The organism is Microbispora sp. CL1-1, assembly GCF_012034195.1.
Taxonomy (GTDB): Bacteria; Actinomycetota; Actinomycetes; order Streptosporangiales; family Streptosporangiaceae; genus Microbispora.
In genome coordinates this window covers 360,584-379,338 of sequence record NZ_JAATEK010000004.1, presented here as the reverse complement: position 1 = coordinate 379,338, position 18,755 = coordinate 360,584, and the positions used below count along the sequence as shown (strand labels likewise).

General features: G+C 71.9%; 17 protein-coding genes. 5 read left to right on the top strand and 12 right to left on the bottom strand.

Features of this window, described 5'->3' with window-relative positions:
• Positions 1–104: 104 nt before the first annotated feature.
• The 4 genes from HCK04_RS07735 to HCK04_RS07720 all read right to left on the bottom strand — a co-directional run bounded on the left by HCK04_RS07735 (position 105) and on the right by HCK04_RS07720 (position 2,552).
• A complete protein-coding gene (locus tag HCK04_RS07735) occupies positions 105–599 on the bottom strand; it encodes an MSMEG_6728 family protein (protein WP_142646299.1) in 495 nt (164 codons plus the stop codon).
• A gap of 73 nt (positions 600–672) precedes the next feature.
• Positions 673–1,758, bottom strand: coding sequence for a Zn-dependent alcohol dehydrogenase (locus HCK04_RS07730; protein WP_142646297.1), 1,086 nt, complete (start codon positions 1,756–1,758; stop codon positions 673–675).
• Positions 1,759–1,807: 49 nt separating this feature from the next.
• Positions 1,808–2,002 carry a ferredoxin gene (locus HCK04_RS07725; RefSeq protein WP_142646295.1) on the bottom strand — a complete coding sequence of 65 codons (195 nt, stop codon included), beginning with the start codon at positions 2,000–2,002 and terminating at the stop codon, positions 1,808–1,810.
• Positions 2,003–2,072: 70 nt separating this feature from the next.
• Positions 2,073–2,552 carry a pyridoxamine 5'-phosphate oxidase family protein gene (locus tag HCK04_RS07720; RefSeq protein WP_142646293.1) on the bottom strand — a complete coding sequence of 160 codons (480 nt, stop codon included), beginning with the start codon at positions 2,550–2,552 and terminating at the stop codon, positions 2,073–2,075.
• 82 nt (positions 2,553–2,634) lie between these two features.
• Here HCK04_RS07720 and HCK04_RS07715 point away from each other — a divergent pair, with 82 nt between their 5' ends.
• Positions 2,635–3,264 carry a class I SAM-dependent methyltransferase gene (locus HCK04_RS07715; RefSeq protein ID WP_205829952.1) on the top strand — a complete coding sequence of 210 codons (630 nt, stop codon included), beginning with the start codon at positions 2,635–2,637 and terminating at the stop codon, positions 3,262–3,264.
• Here HCK04_RS07715 and HCK04_RS07710 read toward each other — a convergent pair whose 3' ends face one another.
• The 3 genes from HCK04_RS07710 to HCK04_RS07700 form a co-directional block, all read right to left on the bottom strand.
• A complete protein-coding gene (locus tag HCK04_RS07710; protein WP_142646291.1) occupies positions 3,265–4,326 on the bottom strand; it encodes a prenyltransferase in 1,062 nt (353 codons plus the stop codon).
• Positions 4,323–5,036: a class I SAM-dependent methyltransferase gene (locus tag HCK04_RS07705; protein ID WP_142646288.1), complete on the bottom strand. Its 714-nt coding sequence runs from the start codon at positions 5,034–5,036 to the stop codon at positions 4,323–4,325. Before HCK04_RS07705 ends, HCK04_RS07710 begins: the two co-directional genes overlap by 4 nt.
• Before the next feature lie 73 nt (positions 5,037–5,109).
• Positions 5,110–6,351, bottom strand: a complete 1,242-nt coding sequence (locus tag HCK04_RS07700) for a glycosyltransferase family 4 protein (protein ID WP_240971098.1) — start codon at positions 6,349–6,351, stop codon at positions 5,110–5,112.
• 255 nt (positions 6,352–6,606) lie between these two features.
• Between HCK04_RS07700 and HCK04_RS07695 the strand changes: the two genes are divergently transcribed.
• On the top strand, positions 6,607–7,632 hold the full coding sequence (locus tag HCK04_RS07695; RefSeq protein ID WP_142646284.1) for a GDP-mannose 4,6-dehydratase: 1,026 nt from the start codon (positions 6,607–6,609) through the stop codon (positions 7,630–7,632).
• Between the two features lie 11 nt (positions 7,633–7,643).
• Here HCK04_RS07695 and HCK04_RS07690 read toward each other — a convergent pair whose 3' ends face one another.
• Positions 7,644–9,470, bottom strand: coding sequence for a hypothetical protein (locus tag HCK04_RS07690; RefSeq protein WP_142646282.1), 1,827 nt, complete (start codon positions 9,468–9,470; stop codon positions 7,644–7,646).
• 21 nt (positions 9,471–9,491) lie between these two features.
• Between HCK04_RS07690 and HCK04_RS07685 the strand changes: the two genes are divergently transcribed.
• Positions 9,492–9,818, top strand: a complete 327-nt coding sequence (locus HCK04_RS07685) for a hypothetical protein (protein ID WP_142646280.1) — start codon at positions 9,492–9,494, stop codon at positions 9,816–9,818.
• Positions 9,819–10,021: 203 nt separating this feature from the next.
• Here the strand turns inward: HCK04_RS07685 and HCK04_RS07680 are convergent, their stop codons facing one another.
• Entirely contained in the window at positions 10,022–10,621 is a 600-nt protein-coding gene (locus HCK04_RS07680; protein WP_142646278.1) for a hypothetical protein, read from the bottom strand.
• On the bottom strand, positions 10,618–11,676 hold the full coding sequence (locus HCK04_RS07675; RefSeq protein WP_168065722.1) for a PASTA domain-containing protein: 1,059 nt from the start codon (positions 11,674–11,676) through the stop codon (positions 10,618–10,620). The genes HCK04_RS07680 and HCK04_RS07675 overlap by 4 nt, the downstream gene beginning before the upstream one ends.
• A 365-nt stretch (positions 11,677–12,041) precedes the next feature.
• On the opposite strand from HCK04_RS07675, the gene HCK04_RS07670 reads away from it, so the two are divergent.
• Complete coding sequence (locus HCK04_RS07670; RefSeq protein ID WP_142646274.1) at positions 12,042–13,433, top strand: ROK family protein; 1,392 nt, start codon at positions 12,042–12,044, stop codon at positions 13,431–13,433.
• On the opposite strand, the gene HCK04_RS07665 is transcribed toward HCK04_RS07670, so the two are convergent.
• Positions 13,405–14,604 (bottom strand): cytochrome P450, encoded by a 1,200-nt coding sequence (locus tag HCK04_RS07665; protein WP_142646272.1) that lies wholly within the window; start codon positions 14,602–14,604, stop codon positions 13,405–13,407. The two genes, HCK04_RS07670 and HCK04_RS07665, sit on opposite strands and share 29 nt — an antisense overlap.
• A gap of 182 nt (positions 14,605–14,786) precedes the next feature.
• Between HCK04_RS07665 and HCK04_RS07660 the strand changes: the two genes are divergently transcribed.
• Positions 14,787–15,131 (top strand): MmcQ/YjbR family DNA-binding protein, encoded by a 345-nt coding sequence (locus HCK04_RS07660; RefSeq protein WP_142646270.1) that lies wholly within the window; start codon positions 14,787–14,789, stop codon positions 15,129–15,131.
• Positions 15,132–15,444: 313 nt separating this feature from the next.
• Here HCK04_RS07660 and HCK04_RS07655 read toward each other — a convergent pair whose 3' ends face one another.
• A complete protein-coding gene (locus HCK04_RS07655) occupies positions 15,445–18,324 on the bottom strand; it encodes an AAA family ATPase (protein ID WP_142646269.1) in 2,880 nt (959 codons plus the stop codon).
• Positions 18,325–18,755 lie beyond the last annotated feature (431 nt).

Here is an 18,755-nt window from a genome sequence, read left to right as displayed (position 1 = left end):
AGCTGATCTCTCTCCCCGGCTCTCGCGAGGCCCGGGCCGGGCGCACCCCCCAGGTGCCGCCCGGCCCTCCGGCATGCTGACGGCGTGCTACACAGTACGGCGTGCTACACGGTGCGGCGGGGTGGGAGGAGGGCGTTGACGCGGTCGGAGCCGGGCCAGACGTAGGGGAGGTCGTCGGGGTCGCCGGAGAACTTCGGGCCGTAGAACTCCGGGTCCTTGCGCAGCAGGGCCGAGCGGTGACTGAGGTGGAGGGCGGGGTCGCCGAGCCAGGGCGGCAGCTCGCCCGCCTCCGCGAGGGCCTCCTGGACGCGGGGCGTCTCGATGCCCCGGCAGCCGAGCAGCTCCCTGGTCATGGTCGCGGCGCAGGTGTCGGCGCGGCCCAGGTCGCACCAGGCCGCCACGATCTCCAGGCCGTAGCGGACCAGCGCCTCCTCGTATCCGGCCCACATGTGCGCCACCGGGTGGTGCCGCCAGCCGTACCCCGGAATGGTCAGCGTGCGCAGCACCTGCAGGGCCTCGACCCGCTGTTTGCCGAGGCGGAGCGGGTCGAGGACGCGGGCGGTGGCCGCGAAGCCCGGATAGGGCAGGAACGTCTGCATGTCGCCGCTCGGGTTACCCCGGCCCGCCGGAGATATCCCCCGCGCCGGGGAGATCTCCGGCGGGCCGGTGGCCTCAGTCGAACAGCACGATCTGCCGGAGCACCTCGCCGCCGCGCAGGGCGTCGACCGCGTCGTTCAGATCGCTGATCCTGATGCGAGAGCTGATCATACTGTCGAGATCGAGTTTGCCCGACTTGTAAAGGTTTACGAAGCGCGGGAAGTCCCTGCGGACGTCGGCGTCGCCGTACAGCGAGCTGAGGAGGTTCTTGCCCTCGAACAGCAGGTTGAAGGCGCTCAGCGGCACCATGTCGTCCATGGCGCCCGCGCCGACGACGATGACGTCGCCGCCGCGCCGCGTCGCCTGCCAGGCGGTCATGATGGCGGCCGACTTGCCGACCACCTCGAAGCCGTGGTCGAAGCCCTGGCCGCCGGTCAGCGTGCCGATGGCGTCCATGAGCTGGTCGGGGGTGCAGGCGTGGGTGGCGCCGACCTTCTTCGCGAGCGCGTGCTTGGACTCCAACGGGTCGATCGCGAGGATCGTGGTCGCGCCGGAGATGCGGGCGCCCTGGATCACCGACAGGCCGACGCCGCCGCAGCCGACGACCGCGACGGTCGCGCCCGGGCGCACCTTCGCGGTGTTGAGCACCGCGCCGACGCCCGTCGTGATGCCGCAGCCGATCAGCGCCGCCGCCTCGTACGGCACGTCGGGGTCGACCTTGATCGCACCCTGCCACGGCACGATGATCTCCTCGGCCCAGGTGCCGCACCCGGCCATGCCGAACGCCGGGGTGTCGCCGCCGAACAGGAAGCGCGGCTCGGTGAAGCTCTTCATCATGTACGTCATGCAGAGATTCGGCTGACCGCCCACGCAGCTCGGGCAGTCGCCGCAGGCGGGCGTCCAGTTGATGATGACGTGGTCGCCCGGCTGCACGGTGGTCACGCCGTCGCCCACCTCGACGACCTCGCCCGCGCCCTCGTGACCGGGGATGATCGGGAGCGGCATGGGGAGCACGCCGTTGAGGACCGAGAGGTCGGAGTGGCAGACGCCGGTGGCCTTCACCCGCACCCGGACGTCACCCGGGCCCACCGGCGTCAGCGTGAAGTCGTCTCTGATGTCGAGCTTTTCGTCGCCGACCGCGTGGAGAAGCGCGCCGCGCATGGGGGACCTCCCGGTCTTTCAGGCTGGTCTTTCAGGGGGGCGCCGCGCGTCACTCGTCTTCGAGCGACAGCGCGGCCTTGGGGCAGGACCGGACCGCATGGCGGACCCGGTCGAGCAGTTCGGCGGGCGGCTCGGGCAGCAGCACGTGGAGGTCGTCCTCGTCGTCGACCTCGAAGACCTCGGGCGCCAGGCCCATGCAGACGGCGTTGGCCTCGCACACGTCGTAGTCGACCTTGATCTTCATGGCGCGTCCTCCTCCTGTGCGTCACATCGCGCTGGAGCTCACGTTAGGGCCTGTCCCGCGGATCTTGCGCCTATCGCGGTCGTCCGGAGCCCTCGCCGCCGAGCTTGCGGTGATCCCAGGAGACGACGCGGGCCGGCTCGACCAGATAGGCCACGCGCTTGCGCGCGGTGTGCTCGACGTAGGCCCGCGCCTCGGGGCCGTCGACGGGCACGCCGGTCATCCGCCGCGTGACGTCCAGGCCGACCTCCAGGACGGCCGCCGGGTCGTCGATCGGCCGCGCCTTGCCGTAGACGAGCACGCCGCGAAGCCGCGCGTACTCGTCCCCGGTCTCGATCAGGCAGCTCACGCGCGGGTCGCGCTCGATGTTGCGGGCCTTCTGCGACTTGGCGTACGTCCAGAACGTGACGCGGCCGTCGTCGAGTCCGTAGAACATCGTGACCAGGTGGGGCGTGCCGTCGGGGTTGATCGTGCCGAGCTGGAGTTTGCGGGCGTCCCGCAGGAGCTCCGCGACCTCTTCCTCGCTCATCGCGATGCGGGCGCGCTGGTTCACGAAGCAAAGTAGAACACGTTGCATCAGGGTGGACAAGGGGCAGTCCCGAACATCATTCGGCTTGTTGGATAGGGTGCCGGGCATGGTGACCCCGATGCCCGACGACCTGCGCCGCGCCGCCGAGAAGGCGCGTGGTTTCATGCCCTCCGCCGAGGGCGAGGCGCTGTACGAGACCGCCTGCGCGTACGGCTCCCGCGGGCCGATCTGCGAGATCGGCACCTACTGCGGCAAGTCGGCGATCTACCTGGGCGCCGGGGCGCGGCGGGCGGGCACGGTGGTCTTCACGGTGGACCACCACCGGGGTTCGGAGGAGATCCAGCCGGGCTGGCCGCACCACGACCCCGAGCTCGTGGACCCGGAGACCGGGCGGATGGACTCGCTGCCGTTCTTCCGCGCCACGATCGCCGCCGCCGGCCTGGAGGACGAGGTGATCGCGGTCGTGGGCGCGTCGGCCACGGTCGCCCGCCACTGGTCCACTCCGCTGGCCGTGCTGTTCATCGACGGCGGCCACTCGGAGGAACCGGTGACGGCCGACTACGAGGGATGGGCGCCGCACGTGATGAAGGGCGGCGCGCTGGTCTTCCACGACATCTATCCCGATCCCGCGGACGGCGGGCAGGCGCCCTACCGGGTCTACCTGCGCGCGCTGGAGTCGGGCGACTTCCGCGAGGTGCGGGTCGTCGGATCGCTGCGCGTGCTCGAAAGAGTGTGATCAGGCGCGGGCGCGTTCGCAGCCGCACTCGCCGGTGATGCGGGCCTCCCGGCCGCCGGCGTCGCGGAAGATCCCCGAGCCGGGGGTGGCGCGGGAGAGGGCGTCCGCGGCGAGCACCACCGCGGCGGCCGTGTAGGCCGACCGCTCGTTGGGGAAGTGCCGCTCGTTCACGAACTGCCACCCGGTCCAGTAGGAGCCGTCCTCGTGGCGCAGGTGCTGCATGTCGGCGAACACCGCCAGCGCGCGCTCCCGCAGCCCGGCCGCGTCGAGCGCCAGCACCAGCTCGCACGACTCCGCGCCGGTGACCCAGGGCTGGTCGGAGACGCAGCGCGCGCCGAGCCCGGGTACGACGAAGGTGTCCCACTCCAGGTCGAACCGCTGTGCCGCCGCGGCCCCGCGTACGGCGCCGCCGAGCACGGGGTAGTACCAGTCCATCGAGAACCGGCTCTTGTCGGCGAACGCCTCCGGGTGGCCGGCGATCACGTGGCCGAGCTGGTCGGCGGCGAGCTCCCAGTCGGGCTGTGGGTCGCCCAGCCGTTCGGCGAGCAGCGCCCCGCACCGCAGGCCCTGGTGGATGGAGGAGCACCCGGTGAGCAGTGCGTAGTCCGCCGGGCTTCCTTCGGCGTCGCGCTGCCAGAGGATCTCGCCGCGCGCGGTCTGCAGGCCGATGACGAAGTCGAGGGCCCGCGTCACCATCGGCCACATCGACCGGGCGAAGTCCTCGTCGCCGGTCACCAGCAGGTCGTGCCAGACCCCCACCGCGACGTACGCCGCGTGGTTGGACTCCCCGGCCGCCTCGGCGGGCTCGCCGTCGCGGACCTTCATCGGCCAGGAGCCGTCCGGGCGCTGGTGCCGTACGAGCCAGTCGTAGCCCCTGCGGGCCTCGTCGCGCAGCCCGGCCACGGTCAGCGCCATCAGGCACTCGATGTGGTTCCACGCGTCGATGTGGCCCTCGGGCCAGGGGACGCCGCCCTGGTCGTCCTGGACCGCGGCGATGCTCTCGGCCGTACGGACGACCTGCTCGGCGGTGATGATCCCCGGAACGTCGGGCACCCGCGTCATGCGGGCTTCCGCACGTAGACCACGACGCTCTTGCCGATCAGGGGGTTGAGCACGGCCTCGGCCAGCCGGGTCGCGAGGGGGCGCTTCATGATGTCCCAGACGAGCAGCTCGTGGTAGGCCTTGGCCAGCGGGTGGTCGTCGTCATTGACCCCGACCGCGCACTTGATCCACCAGTACGGCGAGTGCAGGCCGTGGGCGTAGTGGTGGCCGCCGACCTCGAGCCCGGAGGACTTCAGCTTCGCCTGGAGCTCCGCCAACGTATAAATCCGGATATGTCCGCCGGGGGCGGTGTGGTAGTCCTCCGACAGGGCCCAGCAGATCCGCTCCGGCAGGAAGCTCGGCACCGTGATCGCGGCCCGGCCGCCCGGCTTCAGCACGCGGACGATCTCGCGCATCGCGGCCATGTCGTCGGGGATGTGCTCCAGCACCTCGGCGGCGATGACGCGGTCGAACGACGCGTCGGGGAACGGCATGTGCAGGGCGTCGCCGACGACGGTGTCCCCGGTCGCGCCCGCCGGCACCTCGCCTTCCTTGTCCATCGCCGCGAACATGGCCGCCACGTTCTCCATCTCGGCGGCGTCCATGTCGAAGGCGACCACGTCGGCGCCCCGGCGCAGCACCTCGAAGGCGTGCCGGCCACCGCCGGCCCCGAGGTCGAGGACGCGGTCGCCCGGTCCGACGGGCAGCCGGTTGAAGTCGACGGTCAGCACTCGGTGCCTGCCTTTCGTGGGGTCTGGGGAGTCACCGGGGGACGTTCATCGGGGGACGCCTAGCGGGAGACGCTCATCGGGACAAGCGCCGTGCCGCGATGGCCTCGTGGTAGGCCTCGACCGTGCGCTGGGCGACGACCGGCCAGGCGTACCGCTCCATCACGCGGTCGTAGCCGCGCCGGCCGAACTCCGCGCGTTCCTCGGGGGAGTCGAGCAGGCGGCGCAGCACGGCGGCCAGCTCCTCGGGGTCGCCCGGGGTCACCTGTACGGCCGCGTCGCCGACCACCTCGGGCAGGGCGCCCGTACGGGAGGCGACCAGCGGGGTGCCGCACGCCATGTGCTCGACGGCCGGCAGCGAGAACCCCTCGTAGAGCGAGGGGACCACCGCGACCTCGGAGGTGGCGATCAGCTCGGCCAGCTCCTCGTCAGGGATGCCGTGCACGAACCGCACGCGGTCGTGCAGCGACAGCTCGTTGACGAGCTGTTCTGTGGGGCCTCCGGGGGTGGGCCTGCTCACCACGGTGAGGTCGACCTCGCGCTCGGTGGCGAGCTTGGCGACCGCCCGCAGCAGGGTCGCCACGCCCTTCATGGGCGAGTCGGCGCTGGCCACGGCCACGATCGAGTTCGGCCGCTTCGGCAGCTCGGGCCGGGGGTGGAAGAACCGGGTGTCCACGCCGAGCGGGATCAGCCGCATGTTCGACTGCGGCACGTTGAAGTCGCGGTGGATGTCGGCGAGCGACGACTCGCTGACGGTCAGGATCGGGCTCAGCCGGGGCGCCACGATGCTCTGCATGCGCACGAAGCCGTACCAGCGGCGCATCGACAGCCGCTTCCAGCCCTTGGCGGCCTTCAGCTCGATCCGCCGGTCCACGCTGATCGGGTGATGGATGGTGCCGACCACCGGGAACAGCCGCTGGATGCCGAGCAGGCCGTAGCCCAGGGTCTGGTTGTCCTGGACGACGTCGAAGTCGCCGCGCCGCCTCTTCAGCTCGCGGTAGGCCCGCAGGCTGAACGTCAGCGGCTCGGGGAAGCCGGCCGTCCACATCGTGGCGACTTCGAGCACGTCGATCCAGTCGCGGTATTCGTCGCGCTTCGGCGTGCGGAACGGGTCCTCGTCGCGGTAGAGGTCCAGGCTCGGCACCTTGTTGAGGATCACGCCCTCGTCCAGCTCCGGGTAGGGCTGGCCGGAGAAGACCTCCACGTGGTGGCCCAGGGCGACGAGCTCGCGGCTTATATGGCGCAGGTACACCCCCTGGCCGCCACAGGTGGGCTTGCTGCGGTAGGACAGCAGCGCGACGCGCAGCCTCTCCGCCAAGAGGCACCCCTTTCCAGCCGGTTTCCCGCCGTGCCCCCGTGGGGCTGCTGCCAGGAACACTACCATTTGACCTTAGATGGGGTAGGTGAGGTGGAAAGGGTCCTCGATTGACCCTCACCCTGCCCGACCTGGGCTGTTAGCTTACCCGAACGCCATTCTGTGCAACACGTTCTAGTGGCGCGTCTATAGGCATGGCCGGGCAGGGCGGTACATTCGCCTCTCATAGGCCAAGTTGGGCGCTACGAGGAGGATCCGTTGGCCAGGCGTGCGCTGATCACCGGCATCACCGGTCAGGACGGCTCCTATCTCGCAGAACACCTGCTGAGCGAGGGATACGAGGTCTGGGGCCTCGTCCGCGGGCAGGCCAACCCCCGCGTCCCGCGCGTGCGCCGCCTCCTCCAGGACGTACGGCTGGTCCGCGGCGACCTGCTCGACCAGGGGTCGCTGATCTCGGCGGTGGAGAAGGTGCAGCCCGACGAGGTCTACAACCTCGGGGCCATCTCGTTCGTGCCCATGTCGTGGGAGCAGGCCGAGCTGACCGCCGAGGTGACCGGCATGGGCGTGCTGCGCGTGCTGGAGGCCATCCGCGTCTGCTCGGGGATCACCGCGTCGCGCGGCTCGTCGGCCGGGCAGATCCGCTTCTACCAGGCGTCGTCGTCGGAGATGTTCGGCCAGGTCAGGGAGACGCCGCAGACCGAGCGCACCCCCTTCCACCCCAGGTCGCCGTACGGCGTGGCCAAGGCGTACGGGCACTTCCTCACGCAGAACTACCGCGAGTCGTACGGGATGTTCGCGGTGTCGGGCATCCTGTTCAACCACGAGTCGCCCCGGCGGGGTGCCGAGTTCGTCACCCGCAAGGTCTCGCTCGGCGTCGCGCGGATCAAGCTCGGCATGGCCACGGAGCTGCGCCTGGGCAACCTGGAGGCGCGCCGCGACTGGGGGTACGCCGGCGACTTCGTCCGGGCCATGCACATGATGCTGTCGGCCGACGAGCCCGAGGACTACGTCATCGGCACCGGGCGCACCCACTCGGTGCGCGAGCTGGTCGAGGCGGCGTTCGCCGCCGCCGGGCTGGACTGGGAGCGGCATGTCGTCTGCGACGCGTCCCTGCACCGCCCGGCGGAGGTCGACCTGCTGTGCGCGGACCCGAAGAAGGCCCGCACCCAGCTCGGCTGGGAGCCGACGGTGTCGTTCGAGGAGCTCGTGGCGATGATGGTCGAGGCCGACCTGCGCCTGCTCGCCGACGGCGGCGACCCGGAGCAGGACTCCTCCTGGGCCTGATCGGACAGGGCCTACGGCGGATCGAGCGCCCGTCCGACCGCCTCCGCGACCTTGCCGATGCCGTATTCCAGACGGCGGAAATAGGTGGCCCTGGACAGGTGGAGGCGGTGCGCGAGCAGGTCGTGGCCTCCGGCGCGGCTCAGGTAGTAGAGGCGCAGGATCTCCCCGGCCTCGGCGTCCACGGCGGACGCCGACGACGCGAGCGCCTCCACGGCCTCCCGCAGGAGGACGGCCGGCGCCTGCGGGCCTGAGGCGGCCGTCCGGCCCCGCCTGCGTAGGTCCCGCAGCGCGGTGCGGACGAGTTCGGCCGCCCGGCCCGGTCCCTCGGCGTACGGGTCCCGCATCCGGTGCAGCCACGCGGGCAGGTTGCGTCCGGTGAACGTGCGGGAGTAGAGGGCGCTCGGCCGGCCGCACCGGTAGAGGTCGTGCCGGGTGTCGCCCACGCGGCGCAGGCCGAAGCGCGCCGACATCTCCTGGTAGGGGACCCACGGCGTGGACACGACGAGCCGCCCGCCGGCGATTCCCGTGGTGAGGATGTGGCGGACGAGCGCGGCCTGGGCCCGGGCGGCCCGCGGCTCGACCGCCATCATGCCGACGACCGATCCTCCGAGGTCCAGCAGCGTGTCCGCGTGCTGCTGGAGCAGCGGCTCCAGCGCCGGTGCGCCGACGGGATCCAGCGGCGTGAGGTTGACCATGCCCACCGGGTGATCGTCGGTGTCCACCGCGAGATGGAAACCGTGGTCGGCGCCGGAGAGCCACAGCTCGCGCATCCGCTCGACCTGGCGTTCCGCCAGCCCCTCGTGCTCGCCCCACAACCGCATCAGGCGGCCGATCGCCTCGTCGTCGCCGTCCACGGCGCGCCGGACGGAGAACTCGGCGCGCTCGTCGGCGTACAGGTCGCGGCGCGCGCGCCGGCTCCCCGACAGATAGAGGACCTGGTCGGCGAGCCGGGCCCGCAGCGGCGGATCGGCGGTGCGGGCCAGCTGGCGGTGCCGATGCTCAGCGGCCCGGGCGGCCAGCTCGTCGCGGCGGACCGGATGACGCCAGCGATAGGCGAGATCGAAGAGCGTGCGGTAGGGCTCGGCGACGGTCAGCCCGTGACGATCAGGGCGGATCACGCTCAGCCGTCTCAGCCGCGTGAAGGCCTTGGGCCGCAGCCCGATCAGGGCGGTGAGGAGATCCTCGTCCGCCCCGTCGACGGCGGCCACGATCGGCAGCGCCTCGGGAGGGATGCCCCGGGACTCCGCGCCCAGGCGGCGCAGCACCTCGGTGGCGGCCGCGTCGGCCAGCGCGCCCTCCGGCGGCTCCGGTTCGGCGTCCCTGCGGATCGCCCGGCACAGCGAGTCGGTGACGAGCGGGATCCCGCCGCTGAGCCGTACGACGAGGCCGGCGTGCGCCGGGCCGGTCACGCCGAGCGCGGCGGCCAGCGCGCGGATGCCGGCGGGCGGCCACGGCCCGAGCTCGACGGTGACGAGCGGCCGGTGCGCCCATCCGGGCCGCGTGGCCAGGGGCAGCCGACCGGCGATCACGAACCGGCCGTGCCCGGTGCGGTCGACGAAACGCGCCGCCGCGGCCGCCCGGTGGTCGGTGTCGACCCCGTCGATGGCGAGCGGCCCGCGCCCCCCTGCCGGTGTGCGGTCGAGGTCCACGAAGTCGTACGCCAGCGTCGCGAGCAGCCGGCTCTTGCCGACCCCGAGCGGGCCCACCACGTTGACGATCGCCGCCCCGGGCCCGCCGTCCGCCTCGTCCAGCGCCCTGACGACGCACCGGGCGGGGTCGAGGGGGTTGAGACCCGGTTGAGACTCCGCCGGGGACGAGCGCGGATACGTTCGGATCACATCGAACACGGAGAGGTGACCATGTTCAGTGTCCTCCGCGCACGTGCCGGTGCCGCCGCCGTCGCCATCGGCGCGATGAGCGTCCTCACGGTGACCGCCGGACCCGCCCAGGCCGCCGTGAACCCGGCCAACTGCCAGTTCAGCTACAACCTGTCCATCGGGCGCGTGGCCGCCGACTGCTGGAACCCCACCCAGTCGGGGTGGCAGCTCCAGCTCACCTGCTCGCGCTTCAGGAACGGCAGCCTTTACTACGCCAGGGGATCGATCGTCTACGGCAGCGGCGTGTCGGCCGCGCAGTGCGACGCGCACACCTCGGAGATCGCCGGCGTCGACATCGTCAACCTCTGAGCCGGCGCTCACCGGCGGCTCTCCGGGCGACCAGGAGCCGCGGCGGACGACGTGCGGGAAGAGCGCATGGATTCCCCTTCGGGACGCACACCCGCGATGCGGGAAGATGGGGCGGGAAGGGTGGTTCCAGCGCATCGTGAGCCGCCTGACAGGCGGTGTCAAGATCTCCCGCACGCTCGTCCGGCCACGCTGGGCCGGCCTGCTCAGGAGGGTGGCCGGGCCAGCAGGATTCCGGCGCCGAGGGGAACGGCGACGGATGGGATGCGGATCGGCACCTTGCTCTCGCCGATCTTGAATCCGTCCACTCCCCAGCTCACCGCGACCTCGCAGTCCCCGCCGGGACGGAGAGTCACCAGCCGCCCGTCGCGGATCGCCGCGCTCAGCAGCCCGATCGTGAACGTCAGGTCGACGGAGAACGTGATCGTGAACACCTTGCGCTCGTCGGCGTAGACCTCGACGTACGGGCGGTGCTCCGAGGTGATCGAGTGCGTGGCCAGGGAGACCGGTTCGATCTTCCCCCGGCGGCCGTCCTCGTGACTGCGCACCGCGGCGGCCCGCAGCTCGCGGGATTTCTGCCACCCGGCCGCCAGGACCGTCCCGAGGGTGATCCCGTGGAGCAGGCCGGCGCCGGCCTCGGGCAGCTGGGCGACGAGTTGCCCGGCGAGGGCCGGGGCGTCGCGGCAGATCGTGCTCATCACCTGGGGGTCGCGGACGACGCGTGCCGCCGCCGCCACCGCGCCGCGCGCGCTGTCGTAAAGCGCGAGGGCGGCCGTGCCCGGATTCGGGTTGATGGTCAGGTTCATGACAGGCCTTCCCGGATCTCCTGCCGCCCCGGGTCGGGGACGACGTGAAGACGTACGGCCGGGCGGGGGCCGCGGCTCTCGTGGATCCGCACGCTCGGGGACGGGTCGGCGCGGGAGACGAGACGCACCGCCCGGCGGCGGTCCTGGTCCCGGTCGGGCGCGCGCCGGCCGCCCCGGGCCTTCCACCCGGCGAGGCCGAGGAGTGCGGCGGCGACCGCGACGAGGGCGAGCCCCGGCGGCACATCGAAGCCGGAGCCCGTCTCCTTGCGGGAGAGCTCGGTCGGCACAGCCTCAGGGCTCTCCTCGGGCGACTCCTCCGGCCGCGGCGACTCCGCTGGACTCGGTGAGGGGCTGTCCTCCGGGCTCGCCGGTGGACTCACAGGCGGACTCGCAGGCGGGCTCACCGCTGGGCTCACGAGGGACGCTTCGCTCAGGACGACGTAGATGGCATCGCCGATGGTCAGCTCGCCTCCGCCTGGAGGGCTCTGGTCCTCGACGATCTGGTCGTCGCGCGCGTCGTCCGCTCCGCCGAGCGTCAGCCCCCGGTCCGCCGCCATCTGCCGTGCCTCCTCGACCGTACGGCCGATGAGGTACGGCACCTCGGTGGAGCCGTCGAGGAGCAGGCTGACGGCCTGCCCGTAGGCGAGCCGCCCGCCGGGTGCGGGAGTCTGCTCGGCGACCTTCCACTCGCCGGTGGCCTCCGGCTGCCCGGTGGTCACGCCGAACCCGGCCTTCTCCGCTTCGGTGGTGGCCGTGGTCAGCGTCATCCCGGTCAGGTCGGGCACCTGCCCTTCCAGGTAAACGCGGACCCCCGTGATTTTGAACTCGATGCACGACAGCGTCTCCGCGCCGCTCACGTAACTCGTCCCGGGAGGAACGGGATCGGGCACGGTCACGATCCCATAGCCGAAATGGTTGTGGAGCGTCTCGTACGCCTGCTCGTACGTCTGACCGATCACGTTGGGCGGGAGCGGGCATTTCGCGGCCTGCGCCGGGGTGGCCCAGAACGCGGCGACGGCCAGGGCGAGGGCCGCGATCAGGCGTACCGGCATCATCGTCTCCGGAGCGAGTCGAGGTTGTCCGAGAGGAACGGGGACGGGCTTCCCGAATGATGGGCTTCCCGAATGATGGGCTTCCCGAATGATGGGCTTCCCGAATGATGGGCTTCTCGAGAAATGGTGCGAAGAATCGCGGCCGGCTCGCCTGAGTATCCCCCTACTCATATGCGCGAGCGCAATTCCCCGGTCCGTTGAGCGGACCGCAGGACGTCGTGGTCACCGGGCACGTGCCGGGCAGTGCCGGGCGACCGCCCGCCACTCCGCCTCGCGCGGCGCCTCGTCCGTACTGATCGTCGTGACCAGCACGAGCCGCCACGGACCTCAAATTGACATAAAACCTACCAATTGTGCATGCTTTTGGCATGCGGCAAATCACGCCAGAGGTCGTGCCGCCGGCGCGACGCGGGCACGAGCAGGCCGTGCTGGGCCTGCTGCGCGCGTACGGCCCGCTCAACCGGGGCGAGCTCAGCCGGCGGTGCGGCCTGTCGCGGACGACCCTGCACGACACGCTCAGCGGGCTGCTGGCCGCGGGCGCGGTGGTCACCGCGACGCCGGACGAGGCGCCGCGCGGCCGGGGCCGTCCCGCCGAGCGGCTGGCACTCAACCCCGCGGCCGGACAGGCCCTCGGCATCGACTTCTCCCGCCGCGCGGTGCACGTTGCCGCCGTCGGCGTGACGTACGAGATCGTGGGCACGGCGGGGGAGGCGCACGCGCCCGGCCTGCCGTGGCCCGACCGGGTGGCGCTCGCCGAGCGCCTCGTCCGCGGGCTGCTCGGCGGCGGGTTGTGGCGCATGGCGCTCAAGGGCGTCGGCGTGGGCGTCGTGGGCCCCCTGGCCGGGGACGGAGCGCGGGACGGCGCCCTGTCCGGCGTCGCGGCCCTGCTCGGGGAGCGCTTCGGCGGGCCGGTGCTGCTGGACAACAACACCAGGCTCGCGGCGCTCGCCGAATCGACGTGGGGCGCGGCGGCCGGTGACCAGGACGCGCTCTATCTGCGGCTGTCGTACGGCGTCGGCGGCGGCGTGGTGGCCGGAGGAGTGCTGCACCGCGGGGCCGACGGAGTGTCGGGGGAGATCGGGCACGTTCCGGTGGACCCGGCAGGGAGGCCCTGCGAGTGCGGCGGAACGGGATGCCTGGAGACCGTGGCCTCGATCAGGGCGGTGCTCGACGCGTACCGCGCCAGGGGCGGCCGGGGCGACGACCTGCCCGCGCTGAGGACCGCCGTGGAGGCGCGCGACCCGATCGCCCTCGGTCTGCTGTCCGAGGTGGGCGGCCAGATCGGGCGGGTGCTCGCCACGCTGTCCAACGCGATCGGGCCCAGGGTGATCGTCATCGGTGGCGAGCTGGCCGAGCTCGGCGCCCCGCTCCTGGAGCCCGTGCGGAAGGCCCTGGACGCGGGGGCGGTGCCGATCTCGCGCCATCGGCTGACCCTGCGCCGGGCGGCGCTCGGCGACGTCGCTGGCGCGCTCGGCGGCGTCGCCCTGGCGCTCGGGGAGTCCCCGCTGCTGTCGCGCTACCCGACGGCGGAGCCGGAGCCCCGCCCCGCGGCTACACCCGCCAGCGGTCCTGCCGACTCATTGGCGGGCGGTCCCGCGGATTCACGGGCTGGCGGCCTTGTGGAGTCACCCGCCGACAGACGCGGCGGGCACTCGTCCCGCACCACCGGCGGGCGGGGCACGGCGCAGGCCCGGCCGCGCCTGCCCCTGACTCCGCTGCCGACGCTGCCGGTCAGCCGAGGGCGACGGGCAGCGTCTTGATGCCGTTGATGAAGTAGGACCTCAGCCGGGTGGCCTCGCCGGTCTGCCGGATTCCGGGCAGGCGCTCGGCCAGCACCTCGAACAGCACCCGAAGCTCCAGCTTGGCCAGGTGGTTGCCGAGGCAGAAGTGCGCCCCGCCGCCGCCGAAGCCGATCTGCGGGTTGGGGTCGCGGCCGATGTCGAACTCCTCGGGCCGCTCGAAGACCTCCTCGTCCCGGTTGGCCGACGCGTAGAAGACCACCACCTTGTCGCCCTCGGCGATCTTCCGGCCGCGGATCTCGGTGTCCGCCGTGGCCGTACGCCGGAACAGGTTGACCGGGGACACCCACCGGACGATCTCGTCGGCGGCCGTCCTCGCGAGAGAAGGGTCGTCCACCAGGCGCTTCCACTGGTCCGGGTGCTCGAAGAGGGTCAGCATGCCTCCGGACGCCGCGTTCCGCGTGGTCTCGTTGCCCGCCACGATGAGCAGCAGGACGAACAGGTCGAACTCGTCCTCGGTCAGCGTCTGCCCGTTCTCGTCGGGCTGCAGGAGCCTGGTGACGATGTCGTCGCGCGGCTCCTGCCTGCGCGCCGCGGCCAGCGTGTGGGCGTACGAGTAGACCTCGAAGGCGGCGGCCTGCCCCTCCTCGGGGCTGCCGGCGTAGTCGGGATCGTCGCTGCCGATCATGCGGTTGGACCACTCGAAGATCTTGTCCCGGTCCTCGACCGGCGCGCCGAGCAGCTCGCAGATCACGTACAGCGGGAGCGGCGCGGCGATGTCCCGCACGAAGTCGACCTCGGGCTTGCCCTGCACCTCGTCCACCAGGGCGTGGCAGATGTCCCTGATGTGCTCCTCCAGCCGCCCGATCTGGCGCGGGGTGAAGCCGCGGTTGACCAGCGAGCGGCGCCGGGTGTGGTCGGGCGGGTCCTGGTTGAGCATCATCAGCCGCTGGAACTGGCGCTGCTCCTCGGGCATCTCGTCGAACAGGGCCAGTTTCCGCGCGGAGGAGAAGAGGTCGGAGTGACGGGAGACGTGGACGACGTCCGCGTGCTTGGTGACCGCCCAGAATCCGGGCCAGTCGCCTTCTCCCTCGTGCCGGTAGACGGGCGCGTTGTCCCTCAGCCAGCGGAGCTGGTCGTGCGGCACCCCGCTGCGCGCGTAGCGGTCCATGTCGACGAGGTTGATTTCCATGGCCTCACCTAATCGGGTTTTGGCTGCCCGTGGTAATAGAGACGGTCGTCCCGGTCGCGCGCTTGCCCGCACTGTTTCTGAAACGTGTTCTATTACGGAGCCGACGGCGCGTCAAGCGACCCTCGGGTGAAGGATCGCTGCCGCGAGGCTAAATGTCGGTGGGCTCTGGTACGACTGGGCGCATGGGTGTGAGCGTCGAGGAGTTCCTCTCCATGCTGGGCCGGTTGCCCGAGGTCAGCCAGGGTGAGGGCGGCGACTGGGTGTCGTTCAAGGTGCGCGGCAAGGGCTTCGGCTACCTGTGGGAGCGCACCGAGACGGTGGGCCTCAAGGCGACGATCGAGGAGCAGATCGCGCTAGTGGCCGAGCGGCCCGAGGTGTTCGAGCCGCAGTTCACCGCCGGGCGTTTCGGCTGGGTCGTGGTCCATCTGGCCAAGATCGACGCTGACGAGCTGTTCGAGCTGGTGACCGAGGCATGGTGCCTGACCGCGCCGAAGACCCTCGTCGAGGCCTACGAAGCCCGGTCATAGCCCAGGTGGTTCACCGCCGCAGCCCGGGCCCTACGCCTCCTGGCCGGGCGATCGGTGCCGGCAGGGTCTTGGTGCGTTGTCCGCCAATGTTCACTGGGGGTGGAGGGAGCGGAGCGGAAGGGAACGAGGAGCGCAGCGAAGGCCCAGCGAAGCGGGTTTCGCGAGGACCGGAGTTTCCTTGCGGCGCAGTGACCGACTTGCTCAAGGTCCGCCGACCTGTCCGCCAGGCATCACCGAGGCCTTCTGGTGCGGTGACCGACGTACTCAAGGCTTGTGGACACGTCCGCCAGGCGTCCTATCCGAGACCCGTGGCCTAAGCGTCCTGGTCGGGCCATTCCTCCTGGTCGGGGCCGTGGACGTGGCCGTGACCAGGGGCGGGGCGAGGCTCGGCCGGGTGTTCGCGGAGCCGTCTGACGACCTCCGCGAGCTCGGCGCGGGTGTGGATGCCGAGCTTGCGGTAGATGCGGGCGAGATGAGTGTCCACGGTCCGCTTGCTGATGGACAGCTCGTTCGCGACCTGGAGGTTGCTCATGCCGCGCAGGACCAGGTCGGTGACCCGCATCTCCCCGGCGGTCAGGGGTGACGGGCCGTCGGACTGCGCGCCGCGGGCCCGGCTGCCGATCGTGGCGAGGTTGCGCTCGGCGAGCGCGGCGAGCCGTACGGCGCCGCAGCCGTCGGCCAGGTCGTACGCCTCGCTGAGGGTGTCGTGGGCGCGGCGTGTCTCCCCGGCGGCCCGGAGGGCGATGCCCAGGCGCACCATCGCCCGGATGCGTTCGATGCCGCCGGGCCCGTCGAGCACCGACAGCGCCTCGCTGAGCAGGTCGAGGCGGCGGGTGCCCTCGGTGGTCGTGCTCGCGGTGCTCAGCGCGCGGCCGACGCAGTCGGGAGCGCCCCAGGCCCGGGCGAGTTCGAGCTCCTCCTCGGCCAGGCGGTGGGCCGGCCCGCGCTGGCCGATCCGCAGGTAGGCGAGGGCAGCCTGGCCGCGCCAGCCCGCGCACGCCGGGTTGACCACCCCCGCCGACAGGAGCTGCCGCCCGGCCTCCAGCAGGGCCGGCAGTCCCTCGCGTACGTCGCCCCTGGCGATCGCCACGCGGCCCTGGGTCTCAAGGAGGGCCGCCTGCAGCAGGGGGTGCACCGGTTCGCGCGTGGTGACCTCGTCGAACAGCGCGTGGGCGACGTCGAGTTCGTCGCGTTCGAGGTGCACACGGGCCATGCACGACACGGCGGCGACGTGCAGCCCGGAGGCGTGCGAGCCGCGGGCGAAGTGGACGGCCTCGCGGGCGTGCGCCAGTGACGCGCGCAGCTCGCCTCTGCGGTAGGCGATGTCCGACTGCAGTGTGACGGCGAGGGCCTGCCCGGTCATCGAGGCGCGCGCTCGCGCCTCGGCGGCCACCTGTTCCGACCAGTACGCCGCCTCGTCCACGCGGCCCGCCCACACCAGCGCCATGACCAGCGTCGGCGGGATCGAGCCGCCACCGTCGAGGCAGCGCCGGGCCAGGGCCAGCGTGCGGCCGCGGTTCCTGCCCCTGGCCGCGCCGGACAGCGCGGCGGAGGCGAGGTAGTCCTGCGCTCCCGCACTGGTGGCGGCGCCGGGCTCGGCGTTGAGCTGCCGCATCGCCGCGCGCGAGCCGTACGACTGGCCGGTCAGCAGCGCCTGCGCGCTGAGCCGCAGCAGCACCTCGCGGTCGGGGAGCCCGCCGGGCGGGTCCTCGTCGAAGCCCCGGGCGATGTCGCAGAAGGCGGCGGCGGCCTCGGAGGAGTTGAGCGTGAGCAGGGCGGTGGCGAAGGGCGCCAGGGAGTCCGCCCGCTCACCGGCGTCGCCGGCGAGCGCGGTCACGGTGCGCAGGTGCCGCAGGCAGGCGGGGATGTCGAGGTGCACCTCGACGGCGCCCAGCTCGGCCGTCACCTGGAGGACGGTGTGGTCCTTGGCCGTGGCGAGCGCGCGGTGGAGATAGCGGGTCGCGTCCTCCCAGGCGTTCTCGGAGACCGCCTCCCGCGCCGCCTCGCGCAGCACCGACACGGCCCACGGGTCGCCGGTGGGGCTGGCCGACAGCAGGTGCCGGGCCGACCGTTTGGGGGGCGAGCCGAGGCGGTGCAGCAGCGAGGCGGCCCGCCGGTGCATCTCGTCGCGCGTCCGGGGGTCCATGCGGGCGAGGATCGTCGACTGGACGAGGTCGTGCGTGAACCGTTGCGGCGGGCTGCCCTCGAGCAGGCCCGCCCCCGCGAGCGCGTGGCCCGCCTCCTCGGCCGCGACCGCGCCGTAGCCGGCCAGCATCGCCGCCGTCTCAAGCCCGGCGTACGGCGCGATGATGGCCAGGCTCTGCAGCAGGGCGAGCAGGGACGGATATCGGCCGCTGAGCCATTCCAGGACGGTCTCCGACAGGGCCGTCGCGCCGATCCGCATCACCCGGGGCAGCTCGGACCGCTGGGGCAGGACGTCGGCGGCGGCCAGCCGTCCGGCCGTCTCCAGCAGGAGCAGCGGGTTTCCCTTGGTCAGGCGGTGACAGGCGGCGACGATCTCGTCGTCCACCGGGGCGCTGAGCGCCGACTCCAGGAGCGTGGCGGCGCATCTGCGGCACAGCGCCGAGGGCCGCAGCGAGCGCGCGTACGGCAACGCCAGGATGTCGCGTACCGCGTCGCCGCCGGTGCGGTCCTCCACGTCGCAGGTCAGGATCATCGCGATGGGCAGGCCGTCGAGCCGCCTGGCGATGTAGGAGCACCACTGCGCCGACTGCGGGTCGGCGTGGTTGAGGTCGTCGACCGCGATGATCAGCGGCTGTCCCGCGGTCAGCGAGCGGGTGGCCCGGTAGAGGTCGTCGAGCAGCGTGGCGGGCACGGCGGGCGCGCTCCCGTCGTACGGCACCGCCGTCAGCGCCGGCGCGCGCGCACCGCCGTCGAGGACGGCGGCGGGGGCGCCGGGCTCGGCCCGTCCCGAGCCGCTCATCATCGGGTCGAACAGCTGCCGGACGATGCCGAACGCGAAGGAGCGCTCGTCGGTGTGGCCGCGGGCGCTCAGCACGACGCCGCCCGGCCTGCGCGCCAGTGCCGCGTGCAGCAGCCGGGTCTTCCCGATCCCTCGCGTGCCCTGAATGACCAGTACGGCCGGTCTTCCTTCGTGAAGCCCGGCCAGCACCTCGTCGACGACCCCTAGCTCCTTGTCTCGGTGCAGTAGTACCGGTCGCCCTGAGGCCATCCCTACCCCCGGACCATGTACTGATTTTTCTCGACATAGGGATCATGCCGGACAGGGCCAGAGGGTTGTCAATACTTGAAATCGCGACTAGTAAACATAATGATACTGACCGCTTAAGTGACATGGCGTCAGGATTTCCGGTCAATCGGATGGGGATTTCCGCCCCACTGTGCCAAAACCCCTATGGCGTAGGCAATCCGGGCGGCCGAATCATAGCGGCAGGTCGGCGGGCGCGGCCCTGAGGGGTGGTGCGCATACGTATTCCGCCGTGCCGCCGGCGATACGCATCATCGTACGCACAGGTCCGGATCGCGCTTTGTGCGCGCCGGTTGTACGTATGCGTCCGTGAACCGACAAATACGTCTTTACTTTTTCCACAAGTCAATGGAATTCTCCGCTCATCGGCTAATCGCGGAGTGAATGGCGGAGGG